Annotated in this window: 18 protein-coding genes and 1 other RNA gene; 7 read left to right on the top strand and 12 right to left on the bottom strand. The window is 63.7% G+C overall.

The features are described from left to right. The 4 genes from EOD07_RS02865 to mraZ all read right to left on the bottom strand — a co-directional run. A partial coding sequence (locus EOD07_RS02865) for a penicillin-binding protein 2 (protein WP_164772041.1) occupies positions 1-1,384 on the bottom strand: 1,384 nt, incomplete at its 3' end. Beyond that, positions 1,381-1,776 (bottom strand): hypothetical protein, encoded by a 396-nt coding sequence (locus EOD07_RS02860; RefSeq protein WP_071031717.1) that lies wholly within the window; start codon positions 1,774-1,776, stop codon positions 1,381-1,383. The genes EOD07_RS02860 and EOD07_RS02865, both read right to left, overlap by 4 nt. A gap of 4 nt (positions 1,777-1,780) precedes the next feature. Then, positions 1,781-2,797, bottom strand: coding sequence for a 16S rRNA (cytosine(1402)-N(4))-methyltransferase RsmH (rsmH, locus tag EOD07_RS02855; protein WP_127233878.1), 1,017 nt, complete (start codon positions 2,795-2,797; stop codon positions 1,781-1,783). Next, the gene (mraZ, locus tag EOD07_RS02850) at positions 2,794-3,252 is read right to left on the bottom strand and encodes a division/cell wall cluster transcriptional repressor MraZ (protein WP_073985468.1); all 459 of its coding nucleotides are present in this window, start codon (positions 3,250-3,252) and stop codon (positions 2,794-2,796) included. The genes rsmH and mraZ overlap by 4 nt, the downstream gene beginning before the upstream one ends. Before the next feature lie 396 nt (positions 3,253-3,648). On the opposite strand from mraZ, the gene EOD07_RS02845 reads away from it, so the two are divergent. Further along, positions 3,649-4,764, top strand: a complete 1,116-nt coding sequence (locus tag EOD07_RS02845) for a cystathionine gamma-lyase (RefSeq protein WP_127233877.1) — start codon at positions 3,649-3,651, stop codon at positions 4,762-4,764. Between the two features lie 8 nt (positions 4,765-4,772). Here the strand turns inward: EOD07_RS02845 and EOD07_RS02840 are convergent, their stop codons facing one another. The 7 genes from EOD07_RS02840 to EOD07_RS02810 all read right to left on the bottom strand — a co-directional run bounded on the left by EOD07_RS02840 (position 4,773) and on the right by EOD07_RS02810 (position 8,769). Next, a complete protein-coding gene (locus tag EOD07_RS02840; protein WP_127233876.1) occupies positions 4,773-5,066 on the bottom strand; it encodes a type II toxin-antitoxin system RelE/ParE family toxin in 294 nt (97 codons plus the stop codon). Positions 5,067-5,069: 3 nt separating this feature from the next. Continuing rightward, positions 5,070-5,345 carry a type II toxin-antitoxin system ParD family antitoxin gene (locus EOD07_RS02835; protein WP_127233875.1) on the bottom strand — a complete coding sequence of 92 codons (276 nt, stop codon included), beginning with the start codon at positions 5,343-5,345 and terminating at the stop codon, positions 5,070-5,072. Between the two features lie 172 nt (positions 5,346-5,517). Further along, an RNA gene (gene rnpB / locus EOD07_RS02830) (RNase P RNA component class A) lies at positions 5,518-5,913 on the bottom strand. Between the two features lie 134 nt (positions 5,914-6,047). Continuing rightward, complete coding sequence (locus EOD07_RS02825) at positions 6,048-6,755, bottom strand: transglycosylase SLT domain-containing protein (protein ID WP_127233874.1); 708 nt, start codon at positions 6,753-6,755, stop codon at positions 6,048-6,050. Positions 6,756-6,940: 185 nt separating this feature from the next. After that, positions 6,941-7,708: an N-acetylmuramoyl-L-alanine amidase gene (locus EOD07_RS02820; protein WP_127233873.1), complete on the bottom strand. Its 768-nt coding sequence runs from the start codon at positions 7,706-7,708 to the stop codon at positions 6,941-6,943. Then, on the bottom strand, positions 7,705-8,424 hold the full coding sequence (locus EOD07_RS02815; RefSeq protein ID WP_127233872.1) for a DnaJ family molecular chaperone: 720 nt from the start codon (positions 8,422-8,424) through the stop codon (positions 7,705-7,707). Before EOD07_RS02815 ends, EOD07_RS02820 begins: the two co-directional genes overlap by 4 nt. A 132-nt stretch (positions 8,425-8,556) precedes the next feature. Further along, a complete protein-coding gene (locus EOD07_RS02810; protein WP_040982287.1) occupies positions 8,557-8,769 on the bottom strand; it encodes a hypothetical protein in 213 nt (70 codons plus the stop codon). Positions 8,770-8,944: 175 nt separating this feature from the next. Between EOD07_RS02810 and EOD07_RS02805 the strand changes: the two genes are divergently transcribed. The 5 genes from EOD07_RS02805 (at position 8,945) to EOD07_RS02785 (ending at position 15,297) form a co-directional block, all read left to right on the top strand. Beyond that, a complete protein-coding gene (locus EOD07_RS02805) occupies positions 8,945-12,577 on the top strand; it encodes a hydantoinase B/oxoprolinase family protein (protein WP_127233871.1) in 3,633 nt (1,210 codons plus the stop codon). A gap of 44 nt (positions 12,578-12,621) precedes the next feature. After that, complete coding sequence (locus tag EOD07_RS02800; RefSeq protein ID WP_127233870.1) at positions 12,622-13,920, top strand: DUF3419 family protein; 1,299 nt, start codon at positions 12,622-12,624, stop codon at positions 13,918-13,920. Next, a complete protein-coding gene (locus EOD07_RS02795; RefSeq protein WP_127233869.1) occupies positions 13,917-14,582 on the top strand; it encodes a class I SAM-dependent methyltransferase in 666 nt (221 codons plus the stop codon). Before EOD07_RS02800 ends, EOD07_RS02795 begins: the two co-directional genes overlap by 4 nt. Positions 14,583-14,683: 101 nt before the next feature. Then, positions 14,684-14,980 carry a type II toxin-antitoxin system RelE/ParE family toxin gene (locus EOD07_RS02790; RefSeq protein WP_127233868.1) on the top strand — a complete coding sequence of 99 codons (297 nt, stop codon included), beginning with the start codon at positions 14,684-14,686 and terminating at the stop codon, positions 14,978-14,980. Between the two features lie 8 nt (positions 14,981-14,988). After that, positions 14,989-15,297, top strand: a complete 309-nt coding sequence (locus tag EOD07_RS02785; RefSeq protein ID WP_073985458.1) for a HigA family addiction module antitoxin — start codon at positions 14,989-14,991, stop codon at positions 15,295-15,297. A gap of 32 nt (positions 15,298-15,329) precedes the next feature. Here EOD07_RS02785 and EOD07_RS02780 read toward each other — a convergent pair whose 3' ends face one another. Beyond that, on the bottom strand, positions 15,330-16,712 hold the full coding sequence (locus tag EOD07_RS02780) for a serine hydrolase (protein ID WP_127233867.1): 1,383 nt from the start codon (positions 16,710-16,712) through the stop codon (positions 15,330-15,332). A 288-nt stretch (positions 16,713-17,000) separates the two neighbouring features. Here EOD07_RS02780 and EOD07_RS02775 point away from each other — a divergent pair. After that, a partial coding sequence (locus EOD07_RS02775) for a GH25 family lysozyme (RefSeq protein ID WP_281059033.1) occupies positions 17,001-17,317 on the top strand: 317 nt, incomplete at its 3' end.

The raw sequence follows: 17,317 nt of genomic DNA, 5'->3' as shown, positions 1-17,317 counted from the left end.
GGTAGCGCATGCCTTCGACCGTCTTGTCGCTGACCACTCTCTTGGCCACCGCCATCGCCTCCTCCTCGCTGCGGACCAGGAAGGTCGGCTCGATCAGATAGCCCTGCATCAGCGCCGCGCAGCCGACGGCGGCCTGCAGCGGCGTCGTCGACACGCCATGGCCGAAGGCGATGGTGAACGAGTTGACCTGTTTCCAGACCTTGGGTTCGGTCGGACGGGCGACCTCGGGCAGCTCGGTCTGCATCCTGTCCAGAATGCCAAGGCGGTGCAGGAATTCGCGGTGCCCCTCGATGCCGACCAGCTCGGCCTCCCTGGCCGACCCGATATTGGATGAATAGAGGAACACTTCCGGCAGCGACAGCACGCGGTTCTTGCCGTGGAAATCGTGGATGGCCTGGTGGCCGACCCGGATCGGATGCGACGCGTCGAAGCGGCTGTTCATCGTCGCCTTGCCGGAATCGAGCGCCATGGCCGAGGTGAAGCTCTTGAAGGTCGAGCCCATCTCGTAGAGACCCGCGGACATGCGGTTCAGCCGGTCCTTTTCCTGCGCATTGTAAGGGTTGTTCGGATCGAAGTCCGGCACCGAGGCCATCGCCATCACTTCGCCCGTCTTGATGTTCAGCACGACGGCGCCCGCGCCCATGGCGCGATAACGCTCCAGGCCGGCGGCGATCTCGTCGCGCACCACATGCTGGACGCGCAGATCGATCGAAAGCTTGACCGGCTTCAGGTCCCTGGCCACCGCAAGGCCCGACGCCTGCAGGTCGCTCAGCCCCTGCTCGTCGATATACTTCTCCATGCCGGAGATGCCCTGGTTGTCGATGTTGGTCAGACCGACGATATAGGACGAGGTCTCGCCGCTCGGATAGAAGCGCCGCTTCTCGGTGCGGAATCCGAGGCCCGGGATGCCCAGCGCCAGGATGTCGGACTGCTGCTTCGGAGTCAGCTGGCGCTGCAGCCAGACGAAGCCGGCGCCGCTCTTGAGCTTGCGGTAGGTCTGCTCGTAGTCGATCTCGGGCAACACGGTCGACAATTTCTCGATCGCTTCGTCGGCGTCGACGATGCGGCGCGGCTCGGCGAATAGCGACGCCGTCTTGATGTCGGTCGCCAGCACTTCGCCGTTGCGGTCGACGATATCCGGACGCGACGCCGTGACCCGGCTCTCCGGGCCGCCCGAAAGATCCGGATTCTGCAGCCCGAGATAGACGAGCCTGCCGGCAATGGTCGAATAGATGGTGAAGAACACCGCCATGGTCATGACGATGCGCGTCCTTGCCTTGCCGCCCGTCGCCTTGCGGGCCGCATCGACGACGATCGAGCCGTCCTCTGCCTGCTTCTTTCGGCGCTTCAGCAGGTCACCGATCCTTGGAAGCCCGCTGATCATTGAACGGTGCTCCCGGTGACCACTGGATCCTTGCCGTCCGTTGGCTCCTTGCCCGAATTGTCGGCCATGCCGCCAAGCCGCTGCGAGGAGAGGTCCTCGATGGTCACGGGTTTCACGGGAATGTCGTCGAGGCTGCCGATCTGGTGCGCGTTGACCGGCTCGAGTCCGAGCTGGCTCTTATAGACGTCGGCAAGCTTCTGCAGCCGCGACGGCTGGGTGAGCAGGCTCCAGTCCGCCTTGAGGAGATCGATCGTTTCTTCCTCGTAATGGATCTGCGCCTGGATCTTCTGCACCGCCGCCAATTGCTCTTCGGCTTCCCGCTTCGTCTTGTAGGTCAGGGCCGCGGCCGAGACCATGACGGCGATCAGGACTATGTCGCTGGTACGAAACACGTGCTCACCTCTCCCCCGGCCGCTCGGCGGCGGGAAGCTTTGGAAGGCCGAAAATCGAAAAATCGCCGGCGCGCGCCGGCGCATCGGTGCGGATCGCCGCGCGCAGCCTGGCCGAGCGCGCCCGCGGATTGGCGTCCAGCTCGGCTTCTCCGGGCGTCACGCCGCCGCCGGCCTTGCGGAAGGTCGCGACGTGCTGGGGCGTATCGGGCATGTGGCGAGAGCCGCTTGCGGCTTCGGAACGGTCGGCGATGAAGCGCTTGACGATGCGATCTTCCAGGGAATGGAACGTCACCACCGCAAGCCGACCGCCGGGCTTCAGCACACGCTCGGCGGCGAGCAGCGCTCTTGCCAGCTCGCCAAGCTCGTCATTGACGAAGATGCGCAGCGCCTGGAAGACGCGCGTGGCCGGATGGATCTTGTCCTTCGGCCCCCGTCCGATATGCGTTTGGATGGCATCGGCGAGATCGAGCGTGCGCTCGAAAGGCTTCTTCTCGCGCCGGCTCTCGATCATGCGCGCGATGCGTCCGGCATGGCGTTCCTCGCCGAGAAAGCCGAAGATGCGGGCAAGATCGCCCGCCTTGAAGGTATTGACGACGTCGGCCGCTGAGAGACCCGCCTGCGCCATGCGCATATCGAGCGGCCCGTCGGCGCGAAAGGAAAAACCGCGCTCGGCCTGGTCGAGCTGCATGGACGAGACGCCGATGTCGAGCACGACGCCGTCGGCGCTTTCGACATGCTCGTCCAGTGTCGAGAACGGCGCCTGGACCAGCCTCAGCCGGCCGCCGGCCCGTTCTTCGAGCGCCCTGCCCGCCGTGATCGCGTCCGGGTCGCGGTCGATGGCGACGACAGAAGCGCCGCGATCGAGGATGGCGCCGGTGTAGCCGCCGGCCCCGAATGTCCCATCGATGATGGTATCGCCGGCCTTCGGCGCAAGCGCGTCGAGCACCTCGGCAAGGAGGACCGGAATGTGACGGGCCAGTCCGCCAACGGCGTGAGGGTCATCGCCGTGGCCAGCCATCATTCCGATCGCTCCCCGGGCTTCGTCCCCTGCCGAAGCTGCAAAAGCCTGGCCCGCGCTTGCGCCCCATAGGCGGCAAGCCGTCCCGGCTCCCAAACCTGAAAGAAATTGCCGCGGCCGACAAAGGCCACCTCGCTCGAGATGCCCGTATGCTCGCGGATGAAATCGGTCATGGTGATGCGGCCGTCCTGGTCCAGTTTCAGAAACGTGCCGTCGCCATGGCAGAAGAACGACATGTCGTCCGCCGTCTGCAGGAATGGATCCTCCAGCGCGATCCGCTGCTCGTAGCGGTCGAGCAAATCGAGGCCGCCGACATCCATGGCCGGCAGGTCCAGGCAGCGCAGCGCATAGAGTTCCGAATAGCCGCGTTTCTGCACCACGGCGCGGAAATGCGCCGGAACGGACACCCGCCCCTTCGCATCGATCCTGTTCACCGCATTTGACAGAAACCGGTCCAATGAACGCTACAGCCGCTTCCGCCGCCGTACCCCTTCCCATGTTGTTCTCCGCGCCCTGGCGCTCGCGACAAATCGCTTCGTTCACCGGGGCGAAAACCGGCAAACGCGCAGCCGCCGCGGCTGCCCGATTGGCGTACGCTTCACCCTGACGCGGAACGAAAGCTTGATGATGCGAATGGGATAACATGGGGTGCTATGGGCGTCAACGGGAACAGGCATCACAAACACGCGCGCCACAACCAGAAAGCGCAGGCTGAACGCGCGTCTCGTTTTTATGCTCTATTAAGCCTAACGAAGCGTTTAGAGCCCTCTGGCCCAAAAAGACGCAGCTTGCTGCGGACGGCCGGCGCGCATAGCGTCGGTTGAAGTTTTCTGCCCTAGCCAAGGATCGAGTTGATGCCCGACACCGCGAAGTCACGCGCCGCGACACTTGCCCATCTGCGCAGCGCCGGTTTCGCCAAGGGCGATCCCATCCCCTTGCCGCTGACCATGGCCTCGATCTTCCATGCGCCCGGCGACGCGACCGGCTTCGATCAATATGGCCGCTTCAGCAACCCGACCTGGCATGCCGTCGAGCATGCGCTTGGCCATCTGGAAGATGCGCAATGCGTTGCCTTCCCGTCGGGAATGGCGGCGATTTCCGCGGCTTTCTTCGCGCTCGTCAAATCGGGCGACCGCGTCCTCTTGCCGTCGGACGGCTATCACACGACCCGCGCGCTGGCCGAACGTTTCCTGAAACCGCTCGGCGTTGGCTATGACGTGCGGCCGACGGCAAGCATGCTCGACGGCGGTTTCGCCGGCTACCGGGCTGTCTTCGTCGAGAGCCCGTCGAACCCGCGGCTGGACATCTGCGACATAATCGCCGTCGCCAAGGCCGTCCATGCGCAAGGAGGTGTCCTGATCGTCGACAACACGACGATGACGCCTTTCGGCCAGCGCCCGCTCGATCTTGGCGCGGACATCGTGGTCTCGGCCGACACCAAGGCGATCAATGGCCACTCCGACGTTCTCTTCGGTCATGTCGCCAGCCGCGATGCCGACATTGTCGCCAGGGTGAAGGATTGGCGCGAGACGGCTGGCGGCATCCCCGGTCCGTTCGAGGCATGGCTCGTGCATCGCGGCATCGAGACGCTGGAAGTGCGCTTCGACCGCATGTGCTCGTCGGCTGAAACCATCGCGCGGCGGCTGAAGGGTCACCGCGCCGTCAGCGGCCTGCGCTTCCCCGGGCTCGAGGGCGACGCCTCGCACAATCTGGCGCGCGCCCAGATGGAGCGCTTCGGCTTCCTGATTTCCTTCGAGCTCGCCTCCGAAGAACAGGCTGAGGCGTTCATCGACGGTTGTCCGCTTATCGAAGCCGCAACGTCCTTTGGCGGCGTGCACACATCGGCCGAGCGGCGCTCGAAGCGCGGCGATGCCGTGCCTCCGGGCTTCGTGCGCCTGGCGATCGGCTGCGAGCCGGTCGAGGAACTCTGGCAGGCGATCGAGTCGTCGCTGGACAAGGTCACCAGCTAGTCCGACCGCTAAATCAGATCGTCAGCCACGATTTTGCGCCGGCCATGCAGCACGCGGAGGATTTCGATCGCATCGTCGCCGACGCGGTAAAAGGTGAGATACTCGCCAACGACGAGATGGCGGAGGCCCGGAGCAATGTCATCCCGTAAAGGACCAGATGAAGGGTAAATAGCGAGTTGCTGCCAGCGGTTTTCGATGCGATCGAGCAGCCGGTCCGCTGCAGCTTCGCTGTCACGCGCAACATACTGCCATATCGCGATCAAATCCTCTTCGGCATGCGAGGTTCGAACGATAGGCAGCAAGTGTCATACCGCTCCGCCAGACCGAAAGCGCCGGCGCGCTTCAGCCTTGATTTCGTCCATCGATGCAAACCGTCCCGGTCCGCTGTCGATGCCCTCCTGCACCAGCTTGCGCAACTCCTCGACGGTGTAGCCGAGCAGGTCGCGGCGATCCTTCCATTGCCTGAGCGCATCTCGGATCACTTCGCTCGCGGAAGCATACTCTCCGGCGGCGACGACATCGTCGACGGCCGCCGCCAGTTCCGGCGAAAGCGTGATGCTGCGTTTGTCGACATGGCCCATGATGCACTCCTGTTCTGTTCTTCCCTCAAGGTACGATTTAATCGTACCAGCTTCAAGGAACAGTTCATTGCGTTCAGGGCGATTACGCCCCGACGTTGAATCAAGACATTGAATCAAAAGGCACGCCTTCTGGCGTAACCTCCTGATCCCGTTCAGCTATCGCTACGAGAAAATTGCCAGCTGGCCTGTAAGCCGGGTTCTGTATGGCCCTCGCCTCGCGGCGAGAACGTGGCGGCCATTCATCTTGGGCGCATGTTGCCATGCGCCTCACGCAACCTACCCGGACGGTGGGCCGGAAACAGCCCTCGAGGGTTTCCCCTCGCACCGCCCCTATTCGGTTTTGCTCCCGGTGGGGTTTGCCCTGCCGCTCCTGTTGCCAGTCGCGCGGTGGGCTCTTACCCCACCCTTTCACCCTTGCCGCGGCAATGCCGCGGCGGTTTGCTTTCTGTGGCACTTTCCCTGGGGTCGCCCCCGCCGGCCGTTAGCCGGCACCGTGTCTCCATGGAGCCCGGACTTTCCTCACCCGCAGCCTTTCGGCTCTCGCGGGCGCGGCCGCCCGGCCAGCTGGCAAGCGCGTATAAAGGGATTCCCACTTGAAAACGCAAACGAAAAAAGCGGGGGAGCGCCCGAAACGAAGCGGTTTGGGACAACGACATGCATGAAACAGGCACGCATCGCCCAAATCCACTTCGGCGGACGGACTCAGGCCGGCGAACCCAACGCCGCCATCTGCACCTTCACCTTGCTGCAATAGGCGGCCGAAACCGGATTCATCCGTCTGGCGCCGTGACCGGCATTGTATTTCAGGATCGTGCCGCAGGTGGTGCCGCCGCCGAGACCTTGCGCCATGGCGAGATATTTCATGCCGTATTTGATGTTGGTGTCGGGATCGAACAGCCCCTTGGCCGAACCGGTGTAGCCCATCATGCGCGCCGTGGCGGGCTTGATCTGCATCAGGCCGATCTCGCCGGCGCTGCCGACCATGTTCGGCCTGTAGTTGCTTTCGATCTTGATGACGGCCCTCGCCAGCGACACCGGCACACCATAGCTCCCGGCATACCGGGCAATGATCGCCGAATACTGGCCGCCGCCCGTCGCCGAGGCCGACAAAGCCGGCTTCTCAGGATGGATGGAAGCTGTCGCGGTCATGTCGATGGTCTGCCTGTTGCGCTTCGAATTGCGCCTTGCCGTTCTTTTCGCCGCTTTCGCGACAGCGACCTTCTCTACCTTGGTCGGGGCGGTTCTTTTGATCTTTGAGCTCTTGGCGGTCGGGCTTGCCTTCGGTGCCGCGGGGGCCGCGGCAATGCCATTGTCAGCCCGCAAGCTCAGAGGGGCACTGTTCGCTGGATTGAAGGCAAGAGTCATCACTCCGGCAGCAACGGCTGCCGCTACAACGGTCAATCTTTGCATGTAGTCCTGTTCTGTTAGAGCCGCGCGAAGAACTTCGCGCAGTTAGGTCAACTCAACGTCGGGCATCTTGGGGGGATAGACGCCCGACAACTTGCGGGAAAGGCGTTTGGAGGCGGAATTGGCGGCAATGAAGGCGGCGCAATTCACTTTAAATGACAGATTGTAATTTAAGGCACCTGGTGAGGCTATTTCGCGTCGGTCGCCTTTGCGGAAGCCAGGAGCCTTTCCAGCGTGCGGATTGTCGATTTGTCCGCCACACCGTCAACCAGGCGCCGCCGGAAATGCCGCTGGAAGGCCGCCACCACGATCTCCGTCTGCCGGTCGTAGACACAGGATATCTCGACGCCATAGCCGTAGAGCGCCAGCATCGACTGCAGTGTCTCGACATCGGAGCCGGTGTCGCCGGCCTTCAGCGCGGCGCCGGGCTTTATCGCCGCGGCCGGCACGAGGTGGCCGACACCGGCCGTGAACAGCGCCTTCCAGGGAAATTTCTCGCCGGGATCGACCTTGCGGCCCGGGGCCACATCCGAGTGCGCGAGCACCCTTGCCGCGGGGATCGAATAACGGCCCACGATACCCGCGCACAACTCGATCACGGCGCCGATCTGTCGCCTCGGGAAAGCCTTATAGCCCAGCGAATGCCCAGGATTGACGATCTCGATGCCGACCGAACAGGAGTTGATGTCGGTACGGCCGAGCCAGGAGCTCTTGCCGGCATGCCAAGCGCGGTCGCTCTCGCGCACCATCTGCACGATGCGGCCGTCTTCATGAACAAGATAGTGCGAGGATACTTCGCTTGCCGGATCGCACAGCCACGCCTCGGCGCCGGCGCCGCTTGCCATGCCGGTATAATGCAACACGATCATATCGGGCCGAAGCGTCTCGCGGCGCGGACCGAAATTCGGCGACACCCGGACCTCGGCGCCTGGCTGGTCGGGCGAAAAGCCGCTCATGCGTGCCTGAGGCCCCGCTCGATCATCTCATAGGCGGCATTGATCGCCGCGACCCTGGTCGTGGCGATCTTGATGAATTCCTGCGGCAGGCCGCGCGCGATCAACCTATCCGGATGATTGTCGGAGACCAGCTTGCGATAGCGTTTTCTGATCTCCTCGAACGGCTTGCCGCGTTCGATGCCCAGAACGACGTAAGGATCGGCGGCGCCGAGATTGACGTGCCTGGACAGGATCGCCTCGTAATGCACCTCGTCGATCCGAAAGATCTCGGCGATCCGGTGCAGGAACTGCCCTTCCCGCTCATGGATGAGCCCGTCCGCCTTGGCGATATGGAACAGCCCGTCGAGTATGTCTTCCAGCATCATGCAGTTGGCATGGCCGGAACCGCAGAGCTGCGCCATGCGCTGGGCATAGGTCTCGAAGCCGGCGACGTCCTGCTTGGCGATATCGTAAAGCCGCGCCACATTGCGTGTCTCGCTCGGCGGCACCTCGAAGATTTCCTGGAAGGCGCGCACCTCGTCCTGCGTCACGATGCCGTCGGCCTTGGCCATCTTGGCCGAAAGCGCGATCATCGCCACCGAGAAAGCCACGCGCCGGCGCAGGTCCGGATCGCCGGAAAACACGGTGCGCACGGCTTCGACGACATCCGCGACTCCCGAGGACGCCGACGACGAAACACGAGCGATGAAGTCGCCAAGGCGGTCCCAAATCGACATGTCGGCTTCATAGTGCGAACCGGGCGGTTCTATCAAGCCGGGACGATGCCGCAGGGTAATCGCGATGTACGGGATCGATGGCGCAAAAAGAAGGCCGGCAATGCCGGCCTTCTCGGAACCGTTGGCCGGCCCTTACTGCGCAGGCGCGGCAGGAGCCGGATTTGTTGCCGGAGCCGGTTCAGCGGGCTTCGAAGCGTCGGGCGAAGCCGGCTTCATGGGCTGCTCGTTGGCCGGCGGATTGGTACTCTGGGTGGTGGTGGTGTCGGTGCCCTTGCCACTGTCGCTACAAGCCGCGACCCCCAGCAGGGCGAGCGCCGACACAGACGCCAGAATGATCTTCTTCATGGTATCTCTCCTTCAACAGACGCTCACATTTCGGTGAGCGGTCGCAGGGGAAATGCATAAGCTGGCTGCCGGTTTCGTAACGTTGCATTTCTATGTGTAACATCAACTTGCGATTGCTGGCGCGGAAATCCCGAACTAACAGAACATACGCTCGAAGACATGATGGATAAGCAGAATGCCGGCAGCCGCGAAAACAAAGAAATGGGACTTCTGGATCGACCGCGGCGGCACTTTCACCGACATCATCGGCCGTGATCCGCAGGGACACCTGCACCCTCGAAAACTTCTTTCCGAGAATCCCGAGGCCTATGCGGACGCCGCTATCCAGGGCATCCGTGACCTGCTGGGCTTGAAAGCGGGCGCCGCCATTTCCGCCGCCGCGATCGGCGACGTCAAAATGGGCACGACCGTTGCCACCAATGCGTTGCTCGAGCGCAAGGGCGACCGCGTGCTTCTGCTCATCACCAAGGGTTTTCGCGACGCCTTGCGCATCGCCTATCAGGCGAGGCCGGACATCTTCGCCAAGGAGATCATCCTACCGGAGCAGCTCTACGAGCGCGTCGTCGAGATCGACGAGCGCGTGCGCGCCGACGGCTGCGTCGAGCGCCTGCTCGACATCGCGGCCTGCCGCCCGGCGATCGAACAGGCCAGGGCGGACGGCATCGACGCGGTCGCGATCGTCTTCATGCATGCCTGGAAATATCCGGACCACGAAAAGGCCGTCGCGAAAGTCTGCCGCAAAATCGGCTTCAGCCAGATCTCGGTCTCCCACGAGGTCTCGCCGCTCATCAAGCTGGTCGGCCGCGGCGACACCACCGTGGTCGACGCTTATCTGTCGCCTATCCTGTCGCGTTACGTGCAGCGGGTGGCGAGAGAGCTGGGCCCCGGCCCGCGCCTGATGTTCATGATGTCGTCTGGCGGACTGACCGCCGCCGACATGTTCCAGGGCAAGGACGCGCTGCTTTCGGGGCCGGCAGGCGGAGTCGTCGGCATGGTCGAGACGGCGAAGCTCGCAGGCTTCGAGAAGGTCATCGGTTTCGACATGGGCGGCACCTCGACCGACGTTGCCCACTATGATGGGGAATACGAACGCGCCTTCGACACCGAGGTCGCCGGCGTGCGCATCCGCGCGCCGATGATGCGCATCCACACCGTCGCCGCCGGCGGTGGCTCGATCCTGCATTATGAAGCGGGCCGTTTCCGCGTCGGCCCGGATTCCGCCGGCGCCAATCCAGGCCCCGCCGCTTACCGGCGCGGTGGTCCGCTCGCCGTCACCGACGCCAATGTCATGCTCGGCAAATTGCAGCCCGATTTCTTCCCGGCGATCTTCGGCGCGGGCCAGGACCAGCCACTCGACATCGGCACGGTGCGCGAAAAATTTGCAGCGCTTGCCGCCGAGATCGGCGACGGCCGAACGCCCGAGGCGGTGGCCGAAGGCTTTGTCACCATCGCTGTCGAGAACATGGCCAACGCCATCAAGAAGATCTCGGTGCAGCGCGGCTATGATGTCACGGAATATCTCCTGAACTGCTTCGGCGGCGCCGGCGGCCAGCACGCCTGCCTCGTCGCCGACGCGCTCGGCATGGAGGCCGTGCTCATCCATCCCTTTTCGGGGCTGCTTTCGGCTTACGGCATCGGCCTTTCGTCGGTCTTCGCCTCACGCCAGCAGGCGCTGCTGGAGCCGCTTGCCGAAGAATCCCGCGCGGCGATCGAGACACTCATCGCTGCCTTGCGCACCGACGTTGTCGCCGAGCTTGGCGAGCAAGGCATTGCCGAGGACGCGGTTTCAACGAGACCTGTCCTGCATATTCGCTATGACGGCACCGATACGGCGCTGCCGGTGAATTTCGAGCATGGCTCGACCTTCCGCGCGAGGAGCGATTTCGAGGCCGCGCACAAGGCGCAGTTCGGTTTCGTCTACGACGACAAGCCGATCGTCGTCGAGACCGTCGCCGTCGAAGGCATGGAGACCGCTCGACAGGACAAGGCCGAAGCGTCTGCCCCTGCCCGATCGGCGGGGGTCGAGGTCAAGCCTTCGGAAAGCCGGCGCATCTACACCGAGGGCCGCTGGCGCGAAGCCGGCGTCTATCGCCGTGAAAACCTGCGGCCGTCCAACACGGTAGCGGGACCCGCGCTGATCATCGAGCCGAACCAGACCATCGTCGTCGAGCCGGGCTGGCGCGCCGAGATCACCAATCTCGACCACGTCGTGATCCGCCGGATGGAACGGAAGGTGCGCGTCGCGGCGCTCGGCACCGAGGCCGATCCGGTGATGTTGGAGGTCTTCAACAACCTCTTCATGTCGATTGCCGAGCAGATGGGCGTGACACTGCAGAACACCGCCTATTCGGTCAACATCAAGGAACGGCTCGACTTCTCCTGCGCCGTGTTCGACCGCCATGGCGCGCTGGTCGCCAACGCGCCGCACATGCCGGTGCATCTGGGCTCAATGGACCGTTCCGTCGAAACCATCATCCGCCTGAATTCCGGCGATATCCACCCGGGCGACGTGTTTGCGCTCAACGCGCCTTACAACGGCGGCACGCATCTGCCCGATATCACCGTGGTGACGCCTGTCTTCGACGATGCGCGCGAGGAGATCCTGTTCTGGGCGGCCTCGCGCGGCCATCACGCCGATGTCGGCGGCACCGCGCCCGGCTCAATGACGCCTTTGGCCACGACGGTCGACGAGGAAGGCGTGCTGTTCGACAATTTCCGCATCGTCGATCGCGGCCGCTTCCGCGAGAAGGAGCTGGAGACGCTGCTGACCGACCACCCCTACCCCGCGCGCAATCCCGTCCAGAACATCGCCGACCTGAAGGCACAGATCGCCGCCAACGAAAAGGGCGTTGCGGAATTGCGCAAGATGGTCGCGCATTTCGGCCTCGATGTCGTCGAAGCCTATATGGGCCATGTCCAGGATAATGCCGCCGAGAGCGTGCGCCGCGTGATAGAGCGGCTTCCCGACAGCGCGGCTTACGAATACCCCACCGACACCGGCCAGGTGATCAGGGTCAAGATCACCGTCGACCGGCAAAAGCGCGAGGCGACCGTCGATTTCACCGGCACGTCGCCCGTCATGAAGAACAATTTCAACGCGCCGGAGCCGGTGGCGCGCGCCGCCGTGCTCTATGCCTTCCGCGTCATGGTCGAGGACATGATCCCGATGAATGCCGGGTGCCTGAGGCCGATCAACATCGTCATCCCAGACGGCTCGATGCTGAAGCCCGCCTACCCCGCCGCCGTCGTCGCCGGCAATGTCGAGACCTCGCAGCATGTCACCAACGCGCTGTTCGGCGCGATGGGCGCGATCGCCAACGCGCAAGGCACGATGAACAACCTCACCTTCGGCAACAGGAAATACCAGTATTACGAGACGATCTGCTCCGGCTCGCCGGCCGGCCGGATGAATTCGGGCCGCGGCTTCGCCGGCACCTCCGGCGTGCACACCCACATGACCAATTCGCGCCTCACCGACCCGGAGGTGCTGGAGCTGCGCTTCCCCGTCGTGCTGGAAGACTTCCACATCCGCGAGGGTTCCGGTGGCAAAGGCAAGTGGAATGCCGGCGACGGTACCAGGCGCACCATCCGCTTCCTTGAAGAGATGGAATGCGCGATCCTGTCCTCGCACCGCAATCGGCCTCCTCAAGGCCTCGAAGGCGGCGGCGACGGCGAGGCCGGCTCGACCAAGGTCCGGCGCAATGACGGCTCGGTCGACGTCCTGAAGGCCTGCGACCAGACCACGCTCGACGCCGGCGAGGCCGTCATCGTCACCACGCCGACGCCTGGAGCATTCGGGAAAGTGTAAGAATTCGTGACAGTCTCCCGTCAACAGGTTGTCACCTGCCTGTCATGACGCTGCGCTACCCGCTTGCGCCAACGCAAACGGGGAATCACCTTTCCATGTCGGACGTATCCGGAGAACTCGTTTATCGTCGAGGCAAGGAAGTCGGAAAGGCGGTCTACCAGAACCGGGCGTTGTCGAAGGACGGCATTTCCGAGCGGCTCTTCGCCTTCCTGTTCTCCGGCCTCGTCTATCCGCAGATCTGGGAAGACCCCGATGTCGACATGGAGGCCATGCAGCTTGGCGTCGGTCACCGGGTCGTCACGATCGCCTCGGGCGGCTGCAACATCCTGGCCTACCTGACCCGCTCGCCGGCCCGGGTCGACGCCGTCGATCTCAACGCCGCGCATATCGCGCTGAACCGCATGAAGCTGGAAGCGGTGCGACACCTGCCATCGCAAGGCGACCTGTTCCGCTTCTTCGGCGCCGCCGGCACCAGCCACAATTCGGACGCCTATGACCGCTTCATCGCACCGCATCTCGATCCGGTGAGCCGCCATTACTGGGAGCGCCGCAATTGGCGCGGCCGCCGCCGCATCTCGGTCTTCGACCGCAACTTCTACCAGACCGGCCTGCTCGGCCTCTTCATCGCCATGGGCCATCGCACCGGCAAGCTGTTCGGCGTCGACCCGGCCGGCATCATGAAGGCGCAGAACATCGGCGAGCAGCGTCGCTTCTTCAACGAGGAACTGGCGCCCATCTTCGACAAGAAGCTGCTGCGTTGGGCGACCTCGCGCAAGGCTTCGCTGTTTGGCCTCGGCATCCCGCCGGCGCAGTACGATTCGCTGATCACCTCCGGCGACGGCTCGATGGCGAGCGTGCTCAAGGCACGGCTGGAAAAGCTCGCCTGCGACTTCCCGCTGAAGAACAATTACTTCGCCTGGCAGGCCTTCGCCCGCCGCTATCCACAACCTGGCGAGGCTGCGCTGCCGGCCTATCTGGAACAGCGCAACTACAAGACGATCCGCGACAACATCGATCGCGTCGCCATCCACCATGCCAACCTGATCAAGTTCCTGGCGGCCAAGGAGGCGGGCAGCGTCGACCGCTTCGTCCTGCTCGACGCGCAGGACTGGATGACCGACGACCTGCTCAACGCGCTGTGGACCGAGATCACCCGCACCGCTTCGGTTGGCGCCCGTGTCATCTTCCGCACAGCGGCGGAGCCCACCCTGCTGCCTGGCCGCGTCTCCAGCTCGCTGCTCGACCAATGGACCTACGAGGCCGACGCCTCGCGCGAATTCTCGGCAAAAGACCGCGCGGCGATCTATGGCGGCTTCCACCTCTATGTGAAGCGCCCCGCATGAGCACGACGGAGCTGCCGGCCAGCCATGCCGAACTGATGGACGGCGTCTATCGCTGGCAGCGCCATATCTATGACCTCACCCGCAAATACTACCTGCTCGGCCGTGACCGTCTGATCGACGGACTGGACGTGCCGCAGGGCGGCACCGTCCTGGAGCTTGGCTGCGGCACCGGCCGCAACATAGCGCTTGCCGCCCGCCGCTATCCGGAGGCCCGCTTCTTCGGTTTGGATATCTCGGCCGAGATGCTGGAGACGGCAAACGCGGCCATCGCCCGCGAGGGTCTATCCGGCAAGGTCAGCCTGGCGCGCGGAGACGCCACCGATTTCGACGCCAAGGCTCTCTTCGGCATCGAGCGCTTCGACCGCGTCTTCGTCTCCTATTCGCTGTCGATGATCCCCGGCTGGGAAAAGACCGTATCGGCCGCCCTTGCCGCGCTCGCCCCCGGCGGTTCGCTGCACGTCGTCGATTTCGGCCAGCAGGAGGGACTGCCGCGCTGGTTCCGCGCGCTCTTGCGCGGCTGGCTGCGGAAATTTCACGTCGCGCCGCGCGCCTCGCTGCGCGACGTGCTTGAATCGGAATCGCAGCGCACCGGCGCAACCTTCCGTTTCAGAACGCTTTATCGCGGCTATGCGTGGTTAGCCGTGATCAAGATCGCCTACTGAATTTGCAATTTGACGCGCCTGTGGCTGGTGCGAACGCAATCAACTGAACAATTGCGAGATGACCCAAGGAGTGGTACACTAACCCTGCCTGGAAATATGTGATGATCGTTGGATTTAGAGATGGATGGCTGCGGGCCTTCTTCGTGGATGATACCCACTCCCGCAACATTCCATCCGATCTCGAAAGCCGCTTGTTTCGCAAGCTTCAGATGATCGACGACGCTGCTACCGATCAAGATTTGCGCGTAGCGCCGAGCAATCACCTCGAAAAATTGCGAGGCAATCTCGAAGGTTTTCATTCCATACGCGTCAATAAGCAATGGCGGTTGGTTTTCCGCTGGGATGGCGACCGGGGTGAGGCATCGGACATCTATCTGGACGACCACAGCTATAGGTGAGGTAAGACATGTTGATGACCGCACGCAAGCCAGCAACGGTTGGCGAAATCCTCACGGAAGAGTTCATGCACCCGCTCGGCTTGACGCAAGCCGCTCTGGCCGAGGCAATGGGCGTCCCGCGCAAGCATGTGAACGAATTGTGCAACGATCGCCGCAACGTTACCGCGGCGACCGCACTCATCTTGGCGCGGGTGTTCGGCAACAGCCCGGATTTCTGGCTGAACGTCCAGCGCCGCAGCGATCTTTGGCAAGTCATGAACTCGCCTGACGAGCGAGCGCGTGTGGATCGCGCCAAACCTTTGCCGACCGCCGCATAAGCACGCTTGCGGCGACGGTCGATCACATCGCTCTAGTGCAGCGCCTTCACCAGCGCGCCCACCATTGTTTGTGGGCGATAGCCGAACTTGGCCGGCGTCAGCCCAAGCCGCACCACCACCAGCTGCTCCGAGGGGATGATCGCCACCGTCTGGCCGTCATGGCCCTCCATCCAGTATGTGTCCTTGGGCAGGCCGGCGGCAGCACCCGCGCCAGGCTTTTCCTCATCGCCCGGGCCTTCGATCCAGAGCTGGCCCTTGCCATAGACCTTCGAGGCCGGCGCCGGCTCGCGCATCCAGTCGACGAAGCCGGCCGGCAGGATCTGGTTTCCGTTCCAGATGCCACCCTGCAGCAGGAACTGGCCGAAGCGCGCCCAGTCGTGCGCCGTGGCGTAGAGATAGGACGAGCCGACGAAAGTGCCCTGCTCGTCGGTTTCGAGCACGGCGCTCTTCATGCCGAGCGGCTCGAACAGCGCCGTGCGCGGCCATGCCAGCGCCTTCGCCTTGTCGCCGATCGCGTCCTGCCACAGCCGCGACAGCATCACCGCCGTGCCGCTCGAATAGGAAAATACTTTTCCCACCTCGCCGGTCAGCGGTTGGGCCTCGGCGAAGCCCGCCATGTCCGGCTCGAGATAGAGCATGCGCGTCACATCGGCGACATCGCCATAATCCTCGTTGAACGCCAGCCCGCTTGACATCGCCATCATGTCGGCAAGGCTGATGGCGGCGCGGCCGTCGGCCTTCCACGGCGCGAACAGGCCCTTGTTGTCGATCGCCAGCTTGCCGTCCTTGACCAGCGTGCCGATGATCGCGGCATTCACCGTCTTGGTCATCGACCAGCCGAGCAGCGGCGTCTTGGCCGAAAAGCCTTCGCCATAGCGCTCCGCGACGACGCGACCGTTCTTCACCACCACGACGGCGCGCATGCCGATGCCGGCCATGGCGGCATCGTCGACGATTTTTGCGACTTCGGGGTTCTGCGAAACATCCACCCGCTCGCCCTCGGGCCAGAGCGCATCAGGCTGCGCCGCGGCGGGCGGCACCGCACGCAGCGAGGTCTGCCGCGCCTTGCCGGTGTCGCCGTCGGGAACCGATGCGCAACCGACCCCGAAGCGTTCTACGGCAACGCTCTTGCCGAAAACCCAGAGCAGCCCAGCCGAAACCATCCCCCTTTCTCTGTCGACCGACACCTTCATCAGCCTGAGCAGTGGATGGCCAGGCGCTTGCACGTCGACCGCCAGCACCTGGCTCGGGTCGCGGCCGGCGATGAAGACGTTCGAGCAGACGATCTTGGCCGAATAGCCGGAGCCGACGCGGATCAGCTCGGGCGGGGCGAAATAGAGCCAGGCGAAGAGCGCCGCGGCCGCCGGGACCGCAAGGCCAAGCAGCCATTTGATGAACTTCACGACAGCCCGCATCTTTCCCCGCCTTTTGGATTCGCCGGCTCGATTTATGTCATTGATTTGCCGCCATTGCTTCCGCAAAATCATCGGCGTTGTCGAACGCCGTCAATGGATTCTCAACCATGTTCGGCGATCTACTGCTTCATGTCGCCCAAAAGTGCGCAGCGGTTTTGGGACAACGACATGGACAGACAACAGCAGTTGGGGCAGTCCTGTGGGGCGACCGTCCGGAGGGGCCTGCGCAAGCAACGGCCATCTGCAAAGACCCATCAGCGGCCGGCTGAACCCGGCTCGGGGAATGTCATGCGCCGTCTTGCGGCCATCCTGATGCTGACGCTGCTCTGCGCCTGCTCGACCGTCGACGACCTTTCGCCGTTGTCGCCCTCCGCGCAGCCTGTTGCCGTGCACGCGCCCAAATTCGAGGACTCCAAGCCGCATGAGTGGGACAGCGGCGCGCCGTGGACCTACGCCATCCACGGCACGGATGTTTCCAAATACCAGACCTCGGTCGATTGGCCCACGGCGAGAGCCAGCGGCATCTCCTTCGCCTTCATCAAGGCGACGGAAGGCGGCGATCGTTTCGACGACTATTTCAACGAGCACTGGGCGCGCACCAAGGC

Source organism: Mesorhizobium sp. M2C.T.Ca.TU.002.02.1.1 (genome assembly GCF_003997225.1).
The sequence above is the reverse complement of the archived record's forward strand: the minus strand, read 5'-3'. Positions and strand labels throughout refer to the sequence as shown.

Bases quoted from the DNA above. Each gene is read 5' to 3' on its own strand.
- EOD07_RS02835 (WP_127233875.1), bottom strand. From the start codon at position 5,345: ATGGGCCATGTCGACAAACGCAGCATCACGCTTTCGCCGGAACTGGCG.
- EOD07_RS02825 (WP_127233874.1), bottom strand. From the start codon at position 6,755: ATGCAAAGATTGACCGTTGTAGCGGCAGCCGTTGCTGCCGGAGTGATG.
- EOD07_RS02795 (WP_127233869.1), top strand. From the start codon at position 13,917: ATGAGCACGACGGAGCTGCCGGCCAGCCATGCCGAACTGATGGACGGC.
- EOD07_RS02790 (WP_127233868.1), top strand. From the start codon at position 14,684: ATGATCGTTGGATTTAGAGATGGATGGCTGCGGGCCTTCTTCGTGGAT.
- EOD07_RS02785 (WP_073985458.1), top strand. From the start codon at position 14,989: ATGTTGATGACCGCACGCAAGCCAGCAACGGTTGGCGAAATCCTCACG.
- EOD07_RS02780 (WP_127233867.1), bottom strand. From the start codon at position 16,712: ATGCGGGCTGTCGTGAAGTTCATCAAATGGCTGCTTGGCCTTGCGGTC.
- EOD07_RS02810 (WP_040982287.1), bottom strand. From the start codon at position 8,769: ATGAAGAAGATCATTCTGGCGTCTGTGTCGGCGCTCGCCCTGCTGGGG.
- EOD07_RS02805 (WP_127233871.1), top strand. From the start codon at position 8,945: ATGCCGGCAGCCGCGAAAACAAAGAAATGGGACTTCTGGATCGACCGC.
- EOD07_RS02800 (WP_127233870.1), top strand. From the start codon at position 12,622: ATGACGCTGCGCTACCCGCTTGCGCCAACGCAAACGGGGAATCACCTT.
- EOD07_RS02820 (WP_127233873.1), bottom strand. From the start codon at position 7,708: ATGAGCGGCTTTTCGCCCGACCAGCCAGGCGCCGAGGTCCGGGTGTCG.
- rsmH (WP_127233878.1), bottom strand. From the start codon at position 2,797: ATGATGGCTGGCCACGGCGATGACCCTCACGCCGTTGGCGGACTGGCC.
- EOD07_RS02845 (WP_127233877.1), top strand. From the start codon at position 3,649: ATGCCCGACACCGCGAAGTCACGCGCCGCGACACTTGCCCATCTGCGC.
- EOD07_RS02815 (WP_127233872.1), bottom strand. From the start codon at position 8,424: ATGTCGATTTGGGACCGCCTTGGCGACTTCATCGCTCGTGTTTCGTCG.